The following is a 21,188-nucleotide window of genomic DNA, read 5'->3' on the forward strand; positions in this document are numbered from 1 at the left end:
ATACGAACGCATCATGTCGCATCAGGCGCGAAAGGCTCGAAGAGCTCAGAGGTATTGAGGCCTCGGCCAGTTAATGCTTTAATCCACATCGAACCGGTTCGATGATCTATGCAGCACTGGGCGGACAGGTTCGACCAATCGCTCGATCAATGGAGATACAGCAGATGAACAGATCCATCGCTCTACGCGAGACGCCTCCCACGGATGCCGACCGGCGACAGCGCCGTAGGATCCGCGGGCGTCGTGTCCTCGCAGCAGTCGTCTCAGCGGCGGTCGTCGCAGCGGGGAGCGTCCTCGCCGTGGGCGCTCCCGCGGAAGCGGCACCCGGAGCCGCAGCCACGCTCGTCGTGGAGGCCGACCAGCCCTTCCGTCCCGTCACTCACATGGCCAGCGGGTCCCTATACGGACTGGCGAGCGCCGGCGTCCCGTCCCTCGACAAGATCCTCCCCATCAAGCCGCACACCTTCGTGCAGAAGCCCGAGGGGGGCACCCAGCAGCCGACCGGTGACGCCCTGTCGGTCGCAGACACCGCGAAGTCGGCCGGTGCGGGCGTCGTCGTCCGCCTGGTGGACTACCTGCCCGGCTGGCCCTATCGATACGACAAGGCCTCCTGGCTCCCGGCCGTCGAGAAGATGGTCCAGGACACCCAGGCGTCCGGCAAGACGAATATCGTCGCCTATGCCATCTGGAACGAGCCCGATATCACCTGGCAGGCGTCGAACGGCTCCTTCTTCGATCTCTGGACCGAGACCTACCGTCTGATCCGCACCCTCGACCCCGAGATGCCGATCCAGGGCCCCGCCTACTCCGACAACATCACGAACATGCGCGCGTTCTACGAGCACGCGAAGGCGACCGACACCCTCCCGGACGTCCTCGAGTGGCACGAGCTGATCCGCTCCTCGAAGATCAAGGGCGACGTCGAGAAGGTCCGGGCCATCCTCGACGACCTCGACCTCCCCGAGCCGCCCATCGACATCACCGAGTACGCGGCACCCGCCGAGGTCGGCCTGTCCGGCCCGCTGGTCGGCTACATCGCGAAGCTCGAGCGCTACGGGATCACCCGCGCCGAGCTCCCGTTCTGGAACCAGTCGGGCGCCCTGGGCGACCTCCTCACCGGACGGAACGGCGACCCCAACGGCGCGTACTGGCTCTACACCTGGTACGCCCAGATGAGCGGCCAGATGGTGACCACCACGCCGCCGTCGAACGAGAGCCCGCTCGACGGCGCCGCCTCCGTCAGCGACGAGGGCGACGAAGTGCGCGTCATCGCCGGCGGCAACACCGGAGCCACGTCCATCAAGGTCAACGGGCTCGACGAGCTGTCGCTCGGCTCGAAGGTCGACGTCCAGGTGGACTTCACCGCCTCCTACGGCCGCACGGTGAAGACCGACGGCCCGGTCACCATCTCGAACACGACCTACGAGGTCGCCAGCGACGGATCGATCACGGTGCCCATCGTGATGAACCCGACCTACGGCTACCAGGTGATCGTCACCCCGGAGAAGAGCCCGACCAGCCTGGCGGGCGACTACACCGTGGGCAACGCGAACTCCGGTCTGCAGCTCGCCACGCAGGGCGGCGCGACCGCGAACGGGACGCCGGTCGTCCAGGCCGACTCCGCGACCTCGACCGGACAAGCGTGGAGGATCACGGCAGCGGGCCAGGGCCTCTACCGCGTCATCCACACGCCCAGCGGACGCGCCCTGACCATCGCCGGCGCCGCGACGTCCAACGGAGCAGCCGCGGTGATCGCCGACGCGAACGGCGGAGACGAGCAGCTCTGGCAGCTCATCCCCGACGGGAAGGGGAAGGTCCGCCTCGCGAACTACGCGACGGGCAAGACGCTCGGGGTCCTCAACCTGAGCAAGGACGCGGGCGCTGCGGTCATCCAGTGGTCCGACGGCGCACCGACCTCCAACTGCCAGGTCAGCGGAGCCCGCCAGCCGGGCAGGTTCGGCACGGCACTGGACTTCTGCAAGACGGCGTCGTACGGTTCGCTCCCCAGCGGAATCGTCAGCGGACTCACCGGCGACTGGTCGGTCTCGACCTGGATCAAGCCGGCGTCGCTGACGAACTACTCCCGCGTCTTCGACTTCGGCACGGGCCAGAACGTCAACATGTTCCTTTCCCTCAACGCCGGGGGCGCCGGACCGCGGTTCGCCATCACGAACACCGGCGCCGGGGGCGAGCAGCGACTGACCTACGGCGGTCAGAACTTCCCGCTCAACCAGTGGTCGAACGTGGTCGTCACCGTCTCGGGCACGCAGGGCACGATGTACCTCAACGGCACGGTCGTCGCCACGAACCCGAACATGACGGTGAAGCCGTCGGCTCTCGGGAACACCAACCGGAACTACCTGGGCAAGTCGCAGTACGGGGACCCGGCCTACGACGGCGCGATCGACGACTTCGCCGTCTACGACCGGGCGCTGTCCGCGGCCGACGTGGCCGCTCTGGCCGGCGGCCGGGCGGCGGCGGGCACCGTCGCGCAGTACGCGTTCGACGAGGCGTCCGGAGCCGCGCTCCAGGACTCCTCGGGGAACAACCGGAACGGGACCATCGTGCTCGGAACCGACGGAGCCACCACCAGCACCGCGACCGACGCCCAGACCGCCGACCGGTTCTGGACGCTCACGCCGGTCGCCGTCGCCGACACGACCAAGCCGGCGGTCACGCTGGTGTCGCCCACCACGGCGGGCCCCTTCTCCGCACTGGCCGTCCAGGTCGACGCGACGGACGACCGCGGACTGAAGCGCATCGTGGCCAACATCTACAAGGACGGCAAGCTCGTCACGAGCACGCAGTCCCCGGTCGCCGGTGGAGCGAGGACCGGATCGCACTCGGCCACGGTGCAGCTGCCCGACGGGAACTACACCGTCAAGTACAACGCGGAGGATCTCGCGGGCAACATCGCGCCCACGAAGACCTTCGCGGTGACGCTGGACAGCACGGCGCCGACGGCCACGGTCAAGACCGAGCCCTCCTTCACCACCGGTGAGAAGGGCGTCTACGACCAGGTGAGCTTCAAGCTGTACGACGCGGGCAGGATCGACAGGGCGGTCATCAACGGTCGCGTGAAGGATCTCACCGACAACGCGTGGTCCGACGTGAACTTCATCAAGCCGGGCGTCTTCGGCGCGGTCAAGGGTGCCAACACCATGGTCGTCCACGACGTCGCCGGGAACACCACCACCGTCCAGTTCACCCTGAACTGACCCGGACCTCGAGGCGCCCCGTATCCGTACGGGGCGCCTCGAGCGTGTGCGGGGCATGCCACGGCAGGCTGGGCGCAGCTGGGGCGCCCCCCACCCGGACCGGCAGCGGCCCCTGGATGCAGGAGCATGAGGTGCGACCGCCGCGTGCTCTCCTGCACCTGAGCGGAGAGCCGGCAGCAGTCCGACCGGTCCTCGCCGTCCGACAGCCTCCGAGGAGAACGACAGTGGCCACCATCGCAGACGTCGCCCGCGAAGCGGGCGTCTCCCGCAGCACCGCGTCCTACGCGTTCTCGGGCAACCGCCCGATCTCGGCCGAAGTGCGCCGGCGAGTGCTCGCTGCGGCTCGTCGCCTGGAGTTCACGCCCAACGCGGGCGCGCGATCGCTGGCGACCTCGCAGACCCGGGTCATCGGCCTGCTGGCGCAGTTCCTCGAGGACGAGTTCGCCCCCGCGATGCTGCAGTACACCCTCGGCGTCTCGAACATGGCCCGCGAGCTCGGATACGACATCCTGCTGGTCACCGACGCCGACGGCACGAGCGCCCTGCGACGCATCAGCGACTCCCGCATGGTCGACGGGATCGTCCTGCTCAACGTCGCCGTGGACGATCCGCGGCTGGACATCCTGCGCAACGCCCGGCAGCCGGGCGCCCTCGTCGGCCTGCCGAGGGACTGCTCCGGCGTCGACGTCTTCGACCTCGACTTCGAGGAGACCGGTCGCGCGATGATCGAGCACTTCCACGCCCTCGGGCATCGGGAGCTCGTGCTCGTGTCCCCGCCCCAGCACGTCGTCGATCGCGGCGGCGCCTACGTCTGGCGCCTGCAGGACGCCGCTCTCGAGGCCGCCGACGCCCACGGCATCCGACTGCACACGTCGTTCGCGCCCTCCACCCAGCCGGACGTCGGCCGGGCGCTCGGAGACCTGCTCGACGCGCACCCTCGGGCGACGGGCCTGCTCGTCAACAACGAGGCGGCCGCAGCGGCACTTCCGAGCGTTCTGGGAGCGCGGAGCACGAGGAGCCCGGAGGACGTCTCCGTGCTCGGCCGGTTCTCGGAGGAGTTCGCGCGCACCTTCTCGCTCCCCTACTCCTTCGTGGAGAGCGCACCCGACCGGCTAGGGAGCATGGCGGTGCGTCAGCTCGTCCGCCGGATCGAAGGCGCGACCGACACCGAGGAGGCGTACGTCGTGCGCCTCCTCGGCCCTGAGATCGTCGAACGTGGCAGCACGGCGCCTCCGCGTCCGGCTCCCGCGGCCTGAGCGGACGACCTCGGCCGGGGGCCCTCCATCCACCCGGGACCACGACCACGAGGCGCACGACGGTGGCCTTCGCCGCCGCTGCTGTCGTGACGGCAGCCGCCGGAATCACCCGCCGCCAGAAGTCGCCGAATGATCGGCTGTCGGCACGGTCGTCCGGTTCGTAGTGTCGGACGTATGGATCCGCGACCGCTTCCCGCCGTCGGCGCCCCGGCCACCCGTGCGCTCGAGGACGCGGGCGTGCACGATGTGGACGACGTGAGGCGGGTGGGCCTCGACCGTCTCGGAACCCTCCACGGAGTCGGGCCGAAGGCGCTCCGGCTCCTCCAGCAGGCCCTCGACGCGGACGATCCCGCTCCGTAGCGATCCCTTCCCTGCACGGTCGCCTCGACCCAGAATGGTCGGAGGCTCGGCGCGCCGGTTCCCGGGGGCGATCCGACCGCGGAGGCGGCCGCCGGGGGAACGGTGGTCGGATGGACCAGGAGGCGCGATGAAGGTCATGCTCGTGATGCGGTCGGACGGCAGCTACGCCGGGGGCGATGCGCCCGAGGACTACGCGGCCTGGGCGGACTACGACGCGTCGCTGAAGGCGGACGGCGTCCTCGTCGACTCCGGACGCTTCGCCGACGCCTCCGGGGACGTCTCCGTCGAGACGGATCTCACCGCGGCGCGAAGAGAAGGCGGCACTCCGGCCCCGTCCCGAGCGGAGGAGCGGTCCGCCCTCGTCGGCTACTACCTGCTCGACTGCCCGACCCGGGACGACGCCGTGCGGTACGCCCGACGCGCCCCCCTCTACGGCTCGGTCGAGGTGCACGAGCAGGCGCAGTACTGAGCTCAGCGCTGCGGCCGCTCGCGGCGGCCCCGGGCGGATGATGGTCGGGTGAACCGCACCGATCGTCTGTACGGGCTCGTCGAGGAGCTGCGGGCGGTCTCGCCCCGGCCGCGGAGCGCGCGCCGTCTCGCCGAGCGGTTCGAGGTGTCGGTGCGGACCATCGAGCGGGACCTGTCCGCGCTGCAGCAGGCGGGTCTGCCGATCTGGGCGGAGCCCGGCCGCACGGGCGGCTACGTCATCGACGCGTCCGCGACCCTCGGGCCGGCCGGATTCACGGTGGAGGAGGCCGTCGCCGTGCTGATCGGCCTCAGCGCGCTGCAGCGCAGTCCGTTCCGGCAGGCAGCCAGGACCGCTGCCCGGAAGACGCTCGCGGTCCTGCCGGACGACGTGGCCGCCCGCGCCGGCGCGATCGCCTCCCGGGTGCAGTTCCTCGAGAGCGAGGAGGAGGCGGTCGTCCCGGCGGAGTTCGCGACGGCCCTCCGAGCGGATCGTGTCGTCCGGCTCCGCTACCGCGACAGCAGCGGCGCGGAATCGGTCCGAGACGTCGAACCGCTCGGCTCGATCGGGAAGGAGGAGCACTGGTACCTGATCGCGTGGTGCCGGCTGCGGGAGGGGGTCAGGGCGTTCCGCGGCGACCGGATGCTGTCGGTCGAGGTGACCGACGAGCGGCCTCCGCAGCGCACCCTGCGAGCCGAGGACCTCGCGCTCCAGTACGGACGGCTGCGGTCCGTCGTCGACGACTGATCCTCTCCGGGGACGGCCGCCGCGGACCTCGCGGAGTCGCGGACGATCTGCGGAAACACCGACAGGACGATGTCGCGACGACCGGCGAGCCTGGTGCCTCCACCTCGTCCCCGCCCCTCAAGGAGCCCCATGTCGTTCACCTCCCTCCGCATCGTCACCGACGACCTCGACGCCCTCGTCGCCTTCTACGAGCAGGTCGTCGGCCGACCGGCCGAGCGCCCGGCGCCGGTCTTCGCGCAGTTCACGGGAGCGGGCGCGACCCTCGCGATCGCCCACACCTCGACGGTCGCGATGCTCGACGGCGCCGTCGTCCCCGCGTCGAACCGCTCCGTCCTTCTCGAGTTCGAGGTGCCCGACGTCGACCGCGCCTTCGCCGAGCTCGCACACCGGAGCGAGGACGTGGTGCTCCCGCCGAGCACCATGCCGTGGGGCAACCGCTCCGCCCTCGTCCGCGACCCGGACGGGAACGTCGTCAATCTGTTCAGCAGGCCCGCCGGCTGATCGGGCGCTCTACGTCGGTCCGAGCACGCCCATGCCTGGCCGGTGGGACACGACGGGGGTCGCGGAGACCACCGAAGATCCTCTCTCGCGAGGCGATCCTCCCGAGCGGGAGTGGCCTCGGGCCGAGCGCGATCGGTCTGCGGGTCGCAGGCGGGAGCACGGCGACTCCGTCCAGCGTGACGTCCCGACCGCACTCCGACCGTCGGGACGGCCACCCGCCGCCGGTGTCCTCGGCGGTACCCTCGCGGCATGACCTTCGTGAACGTCGGCACCCTCGGGGCCGTCCCCGGCAGACGCGACGAGCTCGTCGCCGTCCTCACCGAGCACAACGACGACCTCGTCGACGCCGGCTGCCTGCTCTACGAGGTCGGGGTCGACGACGAGCAGCCCGACACCGTCTTCGTCGTCGAGCTGTGGGAGAGCGCCGAGGCGCATCGGGCCTCCCTCGCCCTCCCCCGGGTCCAGGCCGCGATCGCGACGGCGCGCCCGCTGCTCAGCGGCGCCTTCGGCGGCTACCGCTTCGACGCAGCAGGCTCTCCCCTCCGGAGCTGACTCGCGCCGAAGGCCTGCCGGCCGTCGGCACAGGCCGACCTGGAGTGAGCGGGCCGTCCGTCAACGGAAGACCTCTTCCTCTCCCGCCACCCCGACACCTCGGAGCGGAGCACCGTGATCAGCACGTTCCTCGTCGACCACGCCGCGCTCGTCCCGATCGCCTTCTGGATCGCGGTCGCGGTGGTCACGGCGATCGCCTGGCTGCTGCACCGGCGCGGCGCGGAAAGGTCTCTTCTCGTCCTCGCCGCGCTCGCCTTCGTCGTGGGGATCGCGCTGACCGTGTATCCGCCCGATGGGACGCCGCGGGTCTTCTGCACCGTGCAGTTCTCGGTGCCGTTCGACGGCATCGACACCCTCGCGAACATCGCGCTCCTGCTCCCCGGGGCCCTGCTGCTCGCGGTCGCGGTCGGCCGGCCCCTGCTCGTCGCCGCCGCCGTCTCCGGCCTGTCCGCCCTGATCGAGGTGGTCCAGGCGGGCGTTCCGGCGATCGGCCGCTCCTGCGACACGAACGACTGGTTCATGAACACCATCGGCGCACTCCTCGCCGCGTTCCTCGCGGCCCTGATCCTCAGAGGGGAGAAGCGGCGCGGGCGTCGGCGAATGGTCCGCTGACACCGCCTGTCACGTCGCCCTGCTCTCGGCCGGGTGTCTCGGCGGCCGACATCAGCACGGGTCCGTCGATCCACGTTCCTGTGACGAGGACCTGCTCAGAGGACGGCCGACGCCACGGGTGCCGTCTCGGCGACGCCGAGGACGACCGGGCGTCACCGGGTGCCGCGGTCGCGTCTGTCGACCGCCCCAGGAGCTGTCAAGTCTCTCCCCCGTCGGCCTCGGCGCTGCGCACGCTGGGGGCATGAAGCACCTCCTCTTCGCGAACAAGACGATCCTCGTGGGAGACGACGCGGCGGACGCTCTGGTCGAGTACGGCGTCGCCCTCGCCGCGAGCAGCACGGCGGACCGCGTGGAGTACACCGGCATCGGCGCCGACGGCGGCACCGTGCAGGCGGTGTTCCTGCTCAACGCCGGCGCCGCCCTGGTCGCCGAGACCACTCCCTCCGATCTCCCCGAGCCGGACAACACGGCCGAGGTCGCCCGCATCCGCGAACGCACCAGGGCGCTCACGGGAGTGTTCCCCGTGCAGCCGAGCGAGGACGACATCACCTTCGACGTCGAGCTCGAGCACGGCTTCGGACACTGACCGGCCCGCCCATGGCCTCCCTCCACGCCCCCTGGCCGACGCTCTGACCGGGGACACGGACGACGCCGAGGTCCGTCGCTGGGCGGCGTCCCGCGCCCCGCTCACGCCGGGGACGATCGCCGTGCTGCAGGCCGTCGGCTTCATCAGCGCAGCGCAGCGGGTCCCCGCCGACACGGCCCTCGCTCTCCTGCTGACGGCGGCGGAGGACGACCGGCGCGATCCGCCCGACGTGGCTCGCGATGTCCTTGCGCGCCGCCATCCCCTGGCCGATCCCGGTGACGATCGCGGCGCGTCGGTGACCCCGTGATCACTGCCCTTCCAGAGCCGTGGTCGGTCCGCCGCCGGGGGCGCTGTCTCCCGAGTCCGCGACGTGAAGCGCACCGCGCGCCGCCCGCCCCGCCCGCTGGATGCGCGCCCGCACCAGCCGCTGCAGCAGCGCGGGGTAGAGCTGAACGGCGATCGTCGACCCGAGCAGCCAGGCCGCGCCGCCCGTCGCACCCGTGACTGTCGCGGCGAGGGCGAGCGCGACTCCGACTGCCGTGCACGCGACGTGCACCGCCTCGGAGCGGCGGGTGTGCTGATCGAGAGCGGCCAGCCCCGCGCGCGTGCCGTCGAAGCCGCGCTCGCGGGTGACGAGGCGGTTCCACCCGACGACGTCGAGCAGCCGACCGAAGACGCCGACCCCGAGCGCCCGCAGCACCGTCGGCTCGCGGCGGCCCACGTCGAACCAGGACTGCTCGAGCGGACGGGTGCGCGCACCGAAGGTCAGTGCCGCCCAGCCGGTGAGGACCATCTGCGCGACCGCGGCGAAGACCGGGCGCGAGGGTCCGATCGCGTGCCAGGCGGCGGCGAGGAGGGCTGCCGCGACGGCGGTGAGGACGAGGGTCCGGACCACTCCCGCTCCCTCCTGCCCGTGCTGCGGTGTCGGACCCGACCACCGGCGCACGCCTCCCATGATGACCGCTGCCGGGCAGTCGCCGTCAGACCGGTACCGAGAGGGTCGCCGTGAAGACCGGCCCCCGGCGGGCCGGGTGAACGACGTCGAGACGGTGACGGTCCCGCCTGCCCGGGCGAGGATCGCCCGGGTGATCGCGAGGCCCAGACCGGCACCGCCGTCGTCAGGGGCTCACGCCGGGCTGGGTCGACCCGCGCCTCACCAGGTCCGTAGGCAGGGTGATGGCAGCCGGGCGCTCCCCCTCGATCGCCTGCAGGAGGAGGCGGACCATCTCCGCGCTGATCCGCTCGAAGGGCTGCCGCATGGTCGTCAGCGGCGGGTCCGTCGTGAGGGCGACGGCCGAATCGTCGAATCCGCCGACGGCGACGTCCTCCGGCACACGCTTGCCGAGCCGGGCGAGTGCGTCGATAGCGCCTGCTGCCATGCGGTCGTTGGCGGCGAAGACGGCGTCGATGTCGGGATGCGCGGCGAGAAGCGCCTCCATCGCAGTGGCCCCACCGGCCCGTCCGTAGTCGCCGAACTCCACCGCCTCCGCACCGCCCACCTCCGCGCGGTAGCCCGCGAGCCGCGCGATCCCTCCCGTAGTGTCGGGCGGTCCGGCGATCGTGGCGATGCGCGAGCGTCCGAGGCTCCGCAGATGAGCGACCATCTCCCGCGCTCCCTCCTCGTCGTCGGCGGCGACGTAGCCCATGCGCTTCTCGTAGCCGACCGGCACGCCGCAGGCGATGGCCGGCACTGAGGATCTCTGGATGTCCGTGAGCAGCCGTGCGCCGACGTGGGCGGAGATGAGCAGGACCCCGTCGACGTGGCCCGCGTCGATGTAGGCGAGGGCTCGCCTCTGCTCGTGCTCCGTCCCCGCGAGGATGAGGACGAGGGCGACGTCGTGCTCCGCGAGTGCGGCTGAGGCGCCTCGGAGCAGAGTGGCGAAGTTCGGATCCTCGAAGAGCGAGCGCGCGTCCTCCGTGAGGAGGAAGGCCACCGTGTCGGTGCGGCTGCGGGACAGGCTCCGGGCGTGGGGATTGGCGCGGTAGCCGGTCCTCGTGATCGCCGCCTCCACTCGCGCGTGCGCTTCGGGGCTGACCCATCTTCCGCCGTTCAGCACGCGCGAGACCGTCCCGCGCGAGACACCGGCCTCGACAGCGACGTCCTGAATCGTGGGGCGTGAGGGCGTCCCGCCTCTTCCGCGCGAAGGCATCCGCGTCACTTCACCGCCCCGGCCGCCAGGTCGACCCGCCAGAACCGCTGCAGGACGAGGAACATCGCGATCAGCGGCAGGATCGAGAGGAGTGCCCCGGTGATGACCAGCGTGTAGAGCGCCGGCGCGGAGGCGCCCTGGTTGAGCAGCCCGTTCAGGCCGACCGTGAGCGGGAAGAGCGAGTCGTCGCCGAGCATGATGTACGGCAGCATGAAGTTGTTCCAGATCGCGACGAACTGGAAGAGGAAGATCGTCACCAGCCCCGGCAGGAGCATCGGAACGGCGATCCGGGTGAAGATCCCCATCTCCCGGGCGCCGTCGGTCCGGGCGGCCTCGATGACCTCCGTCGGCACGGCGGCCGCGGCGTAGATCCGCGCGAGGTAGATGCCGTAGGGGCTGATGATCTGCGGCAGCAGCACTCCCCAGAACGAGTTGGTCAGCCCCACCTCGGCCAGCAGGAAGTACTGAGGGATCGCGAGGATCACGCCGGGGACGAGGACGCCCATCAGCAGGACGGCGAAGACGCCCTTCCTGCCTGGGAAGTCGAACTTCGCGAGCACGTATCCCGACAGTGCCGATACCCAGGTAGAGGCCACTGCACCGACGCCCGCGTAGAGCGCGGTGTTCAGCATCCAGCGCCAGAACAGACCTCCCCGGTACTGCGCGAGAGCGACCACGTTGTCGATCAGATGCGAGCCGGGCGCGAGCGTGAAGGTGGAGAAGAGCTCGCCGCCGCTCTTCGTGGACGCCGTCACCACCCACAGCACGGGGAAGAGGCAGTAGACGGCGCCGATCAGCAGGATCGTCGTCGCGATCCAGCCCGGACGTCCGCGATCGGGGTCGCGGCGTGCGGTCCTGGACCGTGTCCGCCCGACGGTGCGGGCGGGGGGCCGCTGAAGGATGCCGGGCACGGATCAGTCCTCCTGTCCGAAGGCTCGCTTCTGCACGACCCGGAGGAAGAGGAAGGAGACGGCGAAACTGGCGAGCGCGATCACGACGGAGGTCGCGGCGGCGGAGTGGATGTCGTCGCGGGTGAACGCGTCCCGGTAGACGAGCATCAGCGGGGACCAGGAGGTCGAGAGGCTGTTGGTCAGCGGTCGCAGCGTCGTCGGCTCGGCGAACACCTGCAGAGTTGCGACCATCGAGAAGAGCGCCGTCATCACCAGAGCGGGGGTGACGATCGGGATCTTGATGCGCAGCGCGATCTGCAGATCGCTCGCCCCGTCGATCCGTGCCGCCTCGTAGACGTCGGAGGGAATGGCCTCGAGGGCGGTGTGGATGACGATCATGTTGAATCCGACGCCGCCCCAGAGCGCGATGTTCGCGATCCCGAAGACGACGGCGCCGGAGGACAGGATGTCGGGGGCTTCCCCGCCCAGCCGCTCAATCACGTACGCGAAAGGCGAGACGGCCGGCAGGTAGAGGAATCCCCAGAGCAGCGAGGAGATGACGGCCGGTACGGCGTAAGGCAGGAAGATCGAGACCCTCGAGAACGAGACCGCACGGGCCCGCCTCGCGTCGAGGAGGAGAGCGAAGAGGAGCGCGAGACCGAGCATGCACGGGATGAGGACGAGCCCGTAGAGGAGCACCCGTCCGACGCTGGCCCCGAACTCCGGATCGCTGAGCGACCCGAGGTAGTTCTCGATGCCGGCGAAGACCTGCTTCCGGCCGCCGGAACCCAGGCCGAGCCCAACGGCCTGCTTCTTCTGGAAGCTGAGCATGACGGTGTAGAGGATCGGCGCGGCCATGAAGGCGGCGAAGAGCACGATCGCCGGTGCGAGCATCGCATAGGGAGCGAGTACTCGGGCGCGGAAGCCGGTGCCGAGTCGACCTCTCCTCGGCGGCGCGGTCGGGAGAGTCAGGGGTGGGGGAGCCATGCCGAGTCCTTCGGAACGAGAGCGGTCGGGAAGCGGCGCCGGATCCTCGCCGCCGGGAGGCGCGCGGCCCGATGGTGGACGCGGGCCGCGCACCGGTCACTCCACGGAGAAGCCGCTCTTCACGAGGTCGTCGGAGGTGATCCGCTGCATCTCGGCCACGGCGTCGACGAAGGCGGACCGCGTCCTCGCGGCGGCGGCCTTCGCGAACTCGTCGTTGTACGCGCTGAAGGCGACGTTCACGTTCGGCCCGTAGGTGAACGGAGCGACCGACTCGGAGGCGGCGGCGGCGATGTCGGAGAAGTCCCCCTGGGTGCTGAAGAAGTCGGGCGGGCTGCTGAGCGCTGCTCTCGCCGCCTCGGTCGCCGCCGGGTAGACGCCCGCGACCTCGGCGAGTGCCGCGACCGCCACCGGATCCGTGTTCAGCCAGGTCGCGAACTCGGCAGCGGCCGCGGTCTTCTTCGTCTGACTGGTGACTGCCGTGGTGCTTCCTCCCCAGTTCCCGCTGGAGGGGTTCGCGGCGTCCCACTGCGGCAGAGCTGCGGCGATCCACGCGCCTTTCGTGTCGGGGGCGTTGCCGCTGAGCACGCCGGGTGCCCAGACGGCGCTGATCCAGCCGACCTGCGAACCGTCGTTCAACCCTGCGTTCCACTCCGGCGTGTACATCGGCGTGTTGCCGATCGCCCCGGATTCGACGAGCTCTCCCCAGTAGGCCGCGACCTTCTCGGTCGGTCCGGCGTCGATGTCGACGCCCCAGCTCCGGTCGTCCGTCGACCACCAGGAGGCTCCGGCCTGCTGCGCGAGGCCGGCGAACCAGCCCGCGTCGTTGGAGGAGAAGGTGCCCAGGTGTCGGGCCGGGTCGGAGGCGTGGACGGCCTCCGCGGCCGCGGCGTACTCCTCCCACGTCGTCGGGACGCCGAGGCCGAGGCTCTCGAGGATGTCCGCGCGATAGTAGGCCATCATCGGCCCCGAGTCCTGGGGGATCGCGTAGACGGCGTCACCTCCGAGCGTGACGGCCGACCAGGTGCCGTCGGAGAAGCTGCCCTCCAGATCGCCGGCGCCTTCGTCGGAGATGTCGGCCAGAGCATCCGCCGCGACGAGGGTGGGGATCTTCTGGTACTCGGCCTGAACCAGATCGGGGGCTCCGCTGCCCGCCTTGACGGCGGTGAGCAGCTTGGTGATGGCGGGGTCGCCGCCGTCCTGCTTGCTGACGGTGACCTGGATCTCCGGGTGGTCCTCGTTCCAGATGTCGACGACCTGATCGAGGTTCGGCGCCCAGGCCCAATACGTCAGCTCGACAGGGCCCGAGGCTCCGTCGTCGAAGCCGGTGGAGCAACCGGTGAGCAGGAGCGCTCCGGTGACAGCGGCGGCGGCGCCGAGGGAGCGGATCCTGCGGAACGGGATGTGCATTCGTCCTCCTTGAAGAAGCTGGTTCGTCGATCCCCGGCGCCTCCGCTCGGGAGGAGGACGGCGGCGTGCCCTGTGAGCGGTTACAGTTAGCCATACGTGTATGGTCCTGTCAACAGTGGCGCAGCCACCCGCACCAGGGCACGACACTGGGACCGCGCACAGCCGAAGGAGACAGCTCGCATGACCACCGCTACCGGCGACACCCCCTCCGCCTTCCGCTACCGGCTCCCCGGAGCCGACGGGCGTCCGCTCCCCCGGGCTCCGTGGATCCCGGGGCGGCCGGGGCTGCGTTACGGAGGCGACTACAACCCCGAGCAGTGGCCGCGGGAGGTCTGGGCGGAGGACGTCGCCCTGATGCGCGAGGCGGGCGTCGACCTCGTCAGCGTCGGGATCTTCTCCTGGGCACTGCTCGAGCCGCAGGAGGGCCGGTACGACTTCGGGTTCCTCGACGAGCTGCTCGATCTGCTGCACGGCGCCGGGATCGATGTCGACCTCGCGACCCCGACGACCGTCCCGCCCGCCTGGTTCTGGAAGGCGTACCCGGACTCCCACCCTGTCACCCGGGAGGGCGTCACCCTGGGCCGGGGCTCGCGCGGCATGGTCAGCCCGAGCTCGCCCGAGTACCGGGCGGCGGCCGTCGCCGTCACGGAGCAGCTCGCGCAGCGCTACGCCGCGCATCCCGCGGTGGTCCTCTGGCACGTGCACAACGAGTACGGCGCTCCGGTCAGCGAGGACTACTCCGACTACTCTGTCGCGGCCTTCCGCGCCTGGCTGCAGGCGAAGTACGCGACGCTCGGCGCTCTGAACGCGGCGTGGGGCACGCTCTTCTGGGGCCAGGTGTACGGGGAGTGGGACGAGATCGACGCGCCACGGGTCGCGGCCACCGTCGTGAACCAGACGCAGCGGCTCGATTTCGCCCGCTTCACCTCGGACGCGCTCCTCGCCTGCTTCACGGCGGAGCGCGACGCGATCAAGCGCTACTCGGACAAGCCGGTCACCACGAACTTCATGGCCACCAACTGCCCCTCGATCGACTACTGGAGATGGAGCAGCGAGGTCGACCTGGTCTCGAACGACCACTACCTGGCCGCAGAGCGCCACGACAACCACGTGCTGCTGGCGATGGACGCCGACCTCACGCGATCTTTCGCCGGAGGGCGTCCGTGGATCCTCATGGAGCACTCGACGTCGGCGGTGAACTGGCAGCCGCGCAACATCGCGAAACGCCCCGGTGAGCTCGCACGCAACGCCGCGAGCCATCTCGCGCGCGGGGCCGACGCGGTCCTCTTCTTCCAGTTCCGGGCCTCCCGGTACGGAGCCGAGAAGTTCCACTCCGCGATGCTCCCCCACGCCGGGGCGCGGACGCGGGTCTGGAAGGAGGTCGTCGAGTTCGGCGCCGACCTCGACCGCCTCTCAGCGGTCCTCGGCTCCGTCGTCCGGACTCGCGTCGCGATCCTGTGGGACATCGAGTCCTTCTGGGCGCACGATCTGGAGTGGCGGCCCTCGGTCGAGCTCGATCACCGCGAGCGGATCGAGGCCTTCTACTCCGCGCTCTGGAAGCGCGGTGTCACGGTCGACTTCGCCCACCCCCACTCCGATCTCAGCGGCTACGGCCTCGTCCTCGCCCCCTCGCTCTACCTGATGGACCGGACGTCGTCCTCGAACGTGACCGAGTACGTCCGCGCCGGCGGCACGTTCGCCGCCTCCTACTTCTCAGGGATCGTCGACGAGAACGACGCCGTGCACGAGGGCGGCTTCCCCGGCGCCCTCCGCGAGGTCCTCGGCCTCTCGATCCCCGAGTTCCTGCCGCTCCGCGACGGCGAGGTCGTCGAGCTCGACTCCGGAGCGCGAGGAAGCGGCTGGACCGACGACATCGCCCTCGAGGGCGCGGTCGAGAGAGCGCGGTACGCCACCGGACCAGCTGCCGGAGGACCGGCGATCACCCGCAACGTGCTCGGCGACGGATCGGCCTGGTACCTCTCCACGCGGCTCCGGGGCGACGACCTCGCGGACTTCGTCGACACCCTGCTCACGGACGCCGGCATCACTCCACCCGCCGAGACAGTGGAAGGGCTCGAAGTCGTCGTCCGCCACGGTGACGTCGCGGACTTCACCTTCCTCATCAACCATGCCGAGACGGACGCGGCGGTCGCGAGCCCCGGCACGCTCGAGCTCATCACCGGCAGCACCGTGGACGGGACCGTGGTCGTTCCGGGGAAGGGCGTCCGGGTCGTGCGGCGGGACCACTGAGGATCGACCACCTGCTTCACTCCGAGGTCGAGACCTCGCGGGAACCGCGGGTGCCGCGAAGGTACTCGAAGGTGCGCAGGGATTCAAGGGGACGGCCGTCCGCAGCGAACAGGGCCTGGTTGTCCCAGGCCGATCCGCCGTGACTCCCGCCGACGTGGACCGGGTCGTAGCCCGCGGCGCGGCTCGTCGCCCATCCCGCGCCGAAGCGCTCCCAGAGCGACCGGTTCGCGGCGAGAGCCGATGGAGGACCGACGGGCAGCCAGGCCGGCTCCCAGTAGAAGACGCCGATGCCCGTCGATCCGACATCGCGCACTGCTGCGACGACATCCCGGAGAGCCGTCGCCTGGCCCTGCACACTGATCGGGTACCGGCTCGAAGAGGGAGCAGTGGCGATGACGTTCGGATGCCCGTCGCCGTCCGTCAGGGTGTACGGCCACGAGGTCTCGGCGACCATCACCTTCTTGCCGTAGGTCCGTGAGACCTGGGCCAGCACCTCGGTGAGGTTCGCGGTCGAGCCGTGCCAGTACGGATAGTAGGAGCTCGCGAAGACGTCGTAGTCGACTCCGAAGCGGTGGAGCCCCGCGGCGATCGCCGAGTACCGCCCGACGGATTCCGGGTTCGTGAAGTGCAGAGCGACAAGAGCATGCGGCAGCACTTCCCGCACGGCGGAAGCACCCGCTGCGAAGAGCGCTGCGAGGGAGGCGTCCATCGATGTGGCGTCGCGGGAGTAGCCGGCCATCCCGGTGTTCGTCTCGTTTCCGACCTGAACGACGCGCACGTCGACGCCGGCGTCCTCGAACCTCCGCAGCGCGCTGACCGTGAAGCCTCGCACGGCTGCTGCCGTCGCCTCCGGCGTCGAGCCGGCCCACGACTTCGGAGCCAGCTGACGACCGGGGTCCGCCCAGAAGTCGGAGTAGTGGAAGTCGACCAGCACTCCCAGTCCAGCAGCCGTGGCGCGTCTGCCGACCTCGACGGCTCGCCCGACGTCGACGTTCCCGCCGCCGTAGCCTCGGCCGCGGTCATCGAACGGATCGTTCCACACCCTGACCCGGACCGCCGTGACGCCCGCATCAGCGAGGACGGCGAAGAGATCCGCCGGAGAGCCGCTCCTCTCGCGGAAGACGACCCCGCTCTCCTCGAGGGAGAGGACGGAGGAGACGTCGACACCGCTGAGGAATCCCGCGGACATGCCGTCGACGCGGCTCACGACGACCGGGACACTCGTCGAGGCGGCAGGAGCGACTGGGGCCGGTGCGACCGTCCCGACGGTCAGGCAGGCGATCACAGCGGTGATCGAGAGGTGGAACGTTCTGCTTCGTCGCATGGTCAACCCTTCCGAGCGGTCCGTCACGGAGGAGGAGCCCCGCCGCCGCGGTCACGATCGCCGACCATAGGTTCGAGCGGCCGAGGGAACAACAGCCTTCTCCGTACAGGCGCGGCTTCCACCAGAACTGGCGCGGACGCGGAGCCGTGACGACCCTTCCCAAAGGGCTTCACGACGATGAGCCGCTCCCCGCTCGCGCGCCGCAGTCTCACCCGGGCGCCCCGCACCGGGCATCCGCCGCCTTCTCGACGGCGCTTCCTTGACACCGCCGCCGGCCGGTCATCATCATGCAGTCACGACCGGCGGCGGCGTGCCACCGGCGACCCGACAGGAACGGTGCACCGATGCCCACCATGCTCTTCGTCAACCTGGCCGTCGCCGATCTCGCCCGGGCGAGGGCCTTCTACGAGTCGCTCGGCTACTCGATCAACGAGGGCTTCAGCGACGAGAACGCCGTCAGCGTGGTGATCAGCGACACGATCACCGCGATGCTGCTCACGCGGGAGTTCTTCGCCGAGTTCACCAGCAAGCCGATCATCGACGCCACCACCTCGACCGAGGTGCAGCTCGCCCTCAGCGCCGACAGCAGGGAGGAGGTCGACACGCTCCACGGGAAGGCCCTCGCCGCGGGGGCGACCCCGGCCGGCGAGCAGGACCACGGATTCATGTACTCCAAGAGCTTCGACGACCTCGACGGCCACCACTGGGACTTCGTCTGGATGGACCCGGCGGCGGCAGCGGGCGGCGCACCGGAGCTGTCCGTCGAGGAGATCCGGGCGAACACGACGCACAGCTGAGGCACGACCCGTGGACGCCGAGCGGTCGACGTCCACGACCCGCGCAGTCACACTCCGTCACGATCCGGCGCGCACTCCCCTCGGCCTGACAGGCTCCCGGCATCCGCCTTCAGGGCGTCTGGACAGGAGCACACCGTGACGATCACTGCACCGGCGACCACCGCGACCACTGCTGCGGCGAGCGCCGCGACCACGACCGCGGCGCCCGCATCCCGTGCCTCCGCGGCGGCCGGCTTCACCACGCGCCAGGTGCACGCCGGTGCCGCGCCCGACGGCGCGCACGGGGCGCGCGTCACTCCCGTGCACCTCAGCGCCGGCTTCGTGTTCGACAGCTTCGAGCACGCCCGCGAGCGGTTCGCCGGCGAGGACGAGGGCTACCTCTACACCCGCAACGGGAACCCGACCACCGAGGAGGTCGAGCGTCGGCTCGCCGATCTCGAGGGCGGCGCCGAGGCGATCCTGGTGGCGAGCGGCCAGGCGGCCACCGCCTCCGCTCTCCTGGGGATCCTGCAGGCCGGCGACCGGGTGCTCTCCTCGCGCCGCCTCTACGAGGGCAACCGCGGGCTGCTGGTGCAGAACTTCGGGCGGCTCGGGATCGGCGTGGACTTCGTCGACGACGCGTCGGACCTCGGCGAGTGGGAGCGGCGGATCGGGCCCGACACCCGGGTCCTCTTCGGCGAGCCGATCCCCAACCCGAAGAACGATCTGCTGGACCTCCCGGCGCTGGCCGCGATCGCGCACCGGCACGGGCTGCCGTTCGTGGTCGACAACACGCTCGCGACCCCTTACCTCCTCCGCCCGATCGAGCACGGGGCCGACGTGGTCGTGCACTCGACCAGCAAGTTCCTCGCCGGGCACGGCTCCGCCCTCGGCGGCGTGATCGTCGACGCCGGCACGTTCGACTGGGCGGCGCGCCCCGCACTCTTCCCGCACCTCAACCAGGAGGAGCGGTCGTTCGGCGGCCGCAGCTGGACCGAGCAGCACGGCCGGCGCGCCTTCGTCTCGTACACGCGGGACATCGTGGTCTCCCGCCTGGGACCGACCCCGTCACCGCTGAACTCCTTCCTGCTGCGGCAGGGCGTCGAGACGCTGTCGCTCCGGGTCGAGCGGCACTCGGCGAACGCCCTCGCCGTCGCCCGCTTCCTCGAGGAGCGGCCCGAGGTCGTGTCGGTCGACTACTCCGGCCTGGAGTCGAGCCCGTCGTTCGCCCTCGCGCAGCGCCTGCTCCCCCGCGGGCAGGGCTCCGTCTTCTCCTTCACCGTGGCCGGAGGGGGGGCGGGCGCGGCCGCCTTCATCGACGCCGTCGAGCTGTTCAGCCACATGACCCACCTCGGCGACGTGCGCTCGCTGGTGCTGCATCCCGCGTCGACCACCCACGCCGGACGCACCCCCGCCGAGCGCGCCGCCGCCGGGATCCACCCCGGGCTCCTCCGGCTGTCGATCGGGATCGAGGACGTCGACGACCTCCTCCGCGACCTCGAACGCGGGCTCGCCGCGGTGCGCGCACGCGCCCTCCCCGCGCTCGCGGAGGTGTGAGCGTGGCGCGCCGTCAGCACTTCGGCTGGTTCTTCTCCCGGGGCTTCGGACCGCAGGGATGGGGGCACCCCTACCGGGAGTGGAACCACGACTGGACGAAGCCCGGCCTCTACCAGCAGTCGGCCCGCGAGCTGGAGCAGGCCGGCTTCGAGCTGATCGTGATGGAGGACGCCGTCTCGCTCGGCTCCCCGGAGACGCTCGACCTGCGGGTGCGGGGAGCGTACGGCGGGCCGAAGCACGATCCGCTCCTCCTGGCGCCGTACCTGTTCGCGGCGACCGAGCGGATCGGGCTGGCGCCGACGATCAACGCCGGCATCACGCCCCCGTACCTCGCCGCCCGGCAGGCGGCGACGCTGCAGCACCTCAGCTCCGACCGCTTCGGGATCAACCTGGTCACCGACGTCGGCAGCGCCCGCCACGTGGGCCTGGAGCCGCTGTCGCACGACGCGGCCTACGACCGGGCGGACGAGTGGATGGCGGTCGTCCGCCGGCTCTGGCACAGCTGGGGCGAGGGCGCGCTGATCGCCGACCCCGGGTCGGGCCGCTACGCCGACGGCACCCGGATCGACGCGTTCCGGCACCGCGGGGAGCACTTCCACGTGGACGGACCCATGAACGCCGTCCCCTTCGCGAACGGCGACCCGATCGTCGTCTCCCCCGGCGGGTCTCCGCGCGGCCTGGCCTTCGCCGGCACGCAGTCGGACGTGCAGCTCGCGCTCGCCCCTCTGGAGGCCCGGGCGGTGCGCGACTACCGGGCGCGCGTGCTCGCCGCGGCCGAGCAGCACGGGCGGACGGCGGACGACCTGCGCGTGCTCTTCGTCGTGAAGCCCGAGATCGTGTCGAGCCCGGAGGAGGCCGCGCGCGTCGTCGAGGCGTCGCGCCACCCCGACGAGGACGCGCTGCGGCGGATCGCGCTCGGCTGGTCGAGCGACCTGGAGACCGACCTCACCGGGCTGGACCTGGACCTCCCCGTCCCGCGGTCGGTGTTCGGCGAGCACGTCTCGCACGGCACCATCGCCGGCCTGTACGGCGGCACGGAGGACGCTCCGCTGCGGGAGCTGCTCACCAGGAAGGCGCGCAAGGGCCGCGTCGCCGAGCGCGCCGGCTTCGTCGGCACCGCGGAGGAGTTCGCCGACTTCGTCGAGGAGCTCGGCGACGACGGCGGCAGCGACGGGCTCCTCCTCTCCGGGGACCTGCACCCCGTCACCCTGCACCGGATGCTCGACGACCTCGTCCCCGTGCTGCGCCGCCGCGGGATCCTCCGCGACGAGCTCGCTCCCGGCGGGACCCGCGCCAACCTCTTCGGGACGTAGGGGGGGTCCGCCCCGTCTCACTCCGGATCCTGCGCCCGGCCGGGCACCGGGCGGAAGAACCCGTGCTCGATCTCGCGGGCGAGCTGCACAGCCTCGACACGCGAGGCCGCCCGGTCCACCGCCGGCGGCCCGGCCTCATCGGGGGTGCAGAGGGAGCGGAGGCGCTGAAGGACGGCTCCTCGCCACTGTCGTGCGATGCCGCCCGCCTCGGTGCTCCGCCGTCCCACCTCGTCGAG

Annotated in this window: 20 protein-coding genes; 14 read left to right on the top strand and 6 right to left on the bottom strand. The window is 71.1% G+C overall.

What is annotated here, in order from left to right; genetic code table 11:
* The first annotated feature begins 299 nt into the window (after positions 1-299).
* The 10 genes from C5C44_RS16910 to C5C44_RS03530 all read left to right on the top strand — a co-directional run bounded on the left by C5C44_RS16910 (position 300) and on the right by C5C44_RS03530 (position 8,605).
* The gene (locus C5C44_RS16910; protein ID WP_219827823.1) at positions 300-3,218 is read left to right on the top strand and encodes a LamG-like jellyroll fold domain-containing protein; all 2,919 of its coding nucleotides are present in this window, start codon (positions 300-302) and stop codon (positions 3,216-3,218) included.
* A 224-nt stretch (positions 3,219-3,442) separates the two neighbouring features.
* On the top strand, positions 3,443-4,474 hold the full coding sequence (locus C5C44_RS03490; protein ID WP_104226529.1) for a LacI family DNA-binding transcriptional regulator: 1,032 nt from the start codon (positions 3,443-3,445) through the stop codon (positions 4,472-4,474).
* Positions 4,475-4,648: 174 nt separating this feature from the next.
* Positions 4,649-4,834 (top strand): DNA-binding protein, encoded by a 186-nt coding sequence (locus tag C5C44_RS03495; protein ID WP_104335298.1) that lies wholly within the window; start codon positions 4,649-4,651, stop codon positions 4,832-4,834.
* A gap of 127 nt (positions 4,835-4,961) precedes the next feature.
* The gene (locus C5C44_RS03500) at positions 4,962-5,303 is read left to right on the top strand and encodes a YciI family protein (RefSeq protein ID WP_181132689.1); all 342 of its coding nucleotides are present in this window, start codon (positions 4,962-4,964) and stop codon (positions 5,301-5,303) included.
* Positions 5,304-5,351: 48 nt separating this feature from the next.
* Positions 5,352-6,047: a YafY family protein gene (locus tag C5C44_RS03505; protein WP_104335300.1), complete on the top strand. Its 696-nt coding sequence runs from the start codon at positions 5,352-5,354 to the stop codon at positions 6,045-6,047.
* Positions 6,048-6,176: 129 nt separating this feature from the next.
* Positions 6,177-6,548, top strand: a complete 372-nt coding sequence (locus C5C44_RS03510; RefSeq protein WP_104335301.1) for a VOC family protein — start codon at positions 6,177-6,179, stop codon at positions 6,546-6,548.
* A 249-nt stretch (positions 6,549-6,797) separates the two neighbouring features.
* Positions 6,798-7,100, top strand: a complete 303-nt coding sequence (locus tag C5C44_RS03515; protein ID WP_104226533.1) for a putative quinol monooxygenase — start codon at positions 6,798-6,800, stop codon at positions 7,098-7,100.
* Between the two features lie 114 nt (positions 7,101-7,214).
* On the top strand, positions 7,215-7,712 hold the full coding sequence (locus C5C44_RS03520) for a VanZ family protein (protein WP_104327190.1): 498 nt from the start codon (positions 7,215-7,217) through the stop codon (positions 7,710-7,712).
* A 241-nt stretch (positions 7,713-7,953) separates the two neighbouring features.
* Positions 7,954-8,298, top strand: coding sequence for a hypothetical protein (locus C5C44_RS03525; protein WP_104309647.1), 345 nt, complete (start codon positions 7,954-7,956; stop codon positions 8,296-8,298).
* Positions 8,299-8,419: 121 nt separating this feature from the next.
* Positions 8,420-8,605, top strand: coding sequence for a hypothetical protein (locus C5C44_RS03530; RefSeq protein ID WP_104226536.1), 186 nt, complete (start codon positions 8,420-8,422; stop codon positions 8,603-8,605).
* Here the strand turns inward: C5C44_RS03530 and C5C44_RS03535 are convergent, their stop codons facing one another.
* From C5C44_RS03535 to C5C44_RS03555, 5 genes are all read right to left on the bottom strand, one after another.
* Entirely contained in the window at positions 8,606-9,193 is a 588-nt protein-coding gene (locus C5C44_RS03535) for a hypothetical protein (RefSeq protein WP_104327189.1), read from the bottom strand. It lies immediately after the preceding gene.
* A 223-nt stretch (positions 9,194-9,416) separates the two neighbouring features.
* Entirely contained in the window at positions 9,417-10,448 is a 1,032-nt protein-coding gene (locus tag C5C44_RS03540; protein ID WP_104223277.1) for a LacI family DNA-binding transcriptional regulator, read from the bottom strand.
* A 5-nt stretch (positions 10,449-10,453) separates the two neighbouring features.
* Entirely contained in the window at positions 10,454-11,263 is an 810-nt protein-coding gene (locus C5C44_RS03545; protein WP_258062243.1) for a carbohydrate ABC transporter permease, read from the bottom strand.
* Positions 11,264-11,362: 99 nt separating this feature from the next.
* Positions 11,363-12,325 carry a carbohydrate ABC transporter permease gene (locus C5C44_RS03550; RefSeq protein ID WP_104335302.1) on the bottom strand — a complete coding sequence of 321 codons (963 nt, stop codon included), beginning with the start codon at positions 12,323-12,325 and terminating at the stop codon, positions 11,363-11,365.
* A 96-nt stretch (positions 12,326-12,421) separates the two neighbouring features.
* Positions 12,422-13,732 (bottom strand): ABC transporter substrate-binding protein, encoded by a 1,311-nt coding sequence (locus C5C44_RS03555; RefSeq protein WP_104223279.1) that lies wholly within the window; start codon positions 13,730-13,732, stop codon positions 12,422-12,424.
* 180 nt (positions 13,733-13,912) lie between these two features.
* On the opposite strand from C5C44_RS03555, the gene C5C44_RS03560 reads away from it, so the two are divergent.
* Entirely contained in the window at positions 13,913-15,982 is a 2,070-nt protein-coding gene (locus tag C5C44_RS03560) for a beta-galactosidase (protein ID WP_104262250.1), read from the top strand.
* Between the two features lie 16 nt (positions 15,983-15,998).
* Here the strand turns inward: C5C44_RS03560 and C5C44_RS03565 are convergent, their stop codons facing one another.
* Positions 15,999-17,306: a glycosyl hydrolase 53 family protein gene (locus tag C5C44_RS03565; RefSeq protein ID WP_104324377.1), complete on the bottom strand. Its 1,308-nt coding sequence runs from the start codon at positions 17,304-17,306 to the stop codon at positions 15,999-16,001.
* A 344-nt stretch (positions 17,307-17,650) separates the two neighbouring features.
* On the opposite strand from C5C44_RS03565, the gene C5C44_RS03570 reads away from it, so the two are divergent.
* From C5C44_RS03570 to C5C44_RS03580, 3 genes are all read left to right on the top strand, one after another.
* Positions 17,651-18,103 carry a VOC family protein gene (locus C5C44_RS03570; protein ID WP_104250854.1) on the top strand — a complete coding sequence of 151 codons (453 nt, stop codon included), beginning with the start codon at positions 17,651-17,653 and terminating at the stop codon, positions 18,101-18,103.
* Positions 18,104-18,238: 135 nt separating this feature from the next.
* Complete coding sequence (locus tag C5C44_RS03575) at positions 18,239-19,639, top strand: O-acetylhomoserine aminocarboxypropyltransferase/cysteine synthase family protein (RefSeq protein WP_258066646.1); 1,401 nt, start codon at positions 18,239-18,241, stop codon at positions 19,637-19,639.
* A gap of 2 nt (positions 19,640-19,641) precedes the next feature.
* Positions 19,642-20,952 (top strand): LLM class flavin-dependent oxidoreductase, encoded by a 1,311-nt coding sequence (locus C5C44_RS03580; protein WP_104335303.1) that lies wholly within the window; start codon positions 19,642-19,644, stop codon positions 20,950-20,952.
* The last annotated feature ends 236 nt before the right edge of the window (positions 20,953-21,188 follow it).

This window comes from Rathayibacter sp. AY1F6 (assembly GCF_002932035.1).
Taxonomy (GTDB): domain Bacteria; phylum Actinomycetota; class Actinomycetes; order Actinomycetales; family Microbacteriaceae; genus Rathayibacter.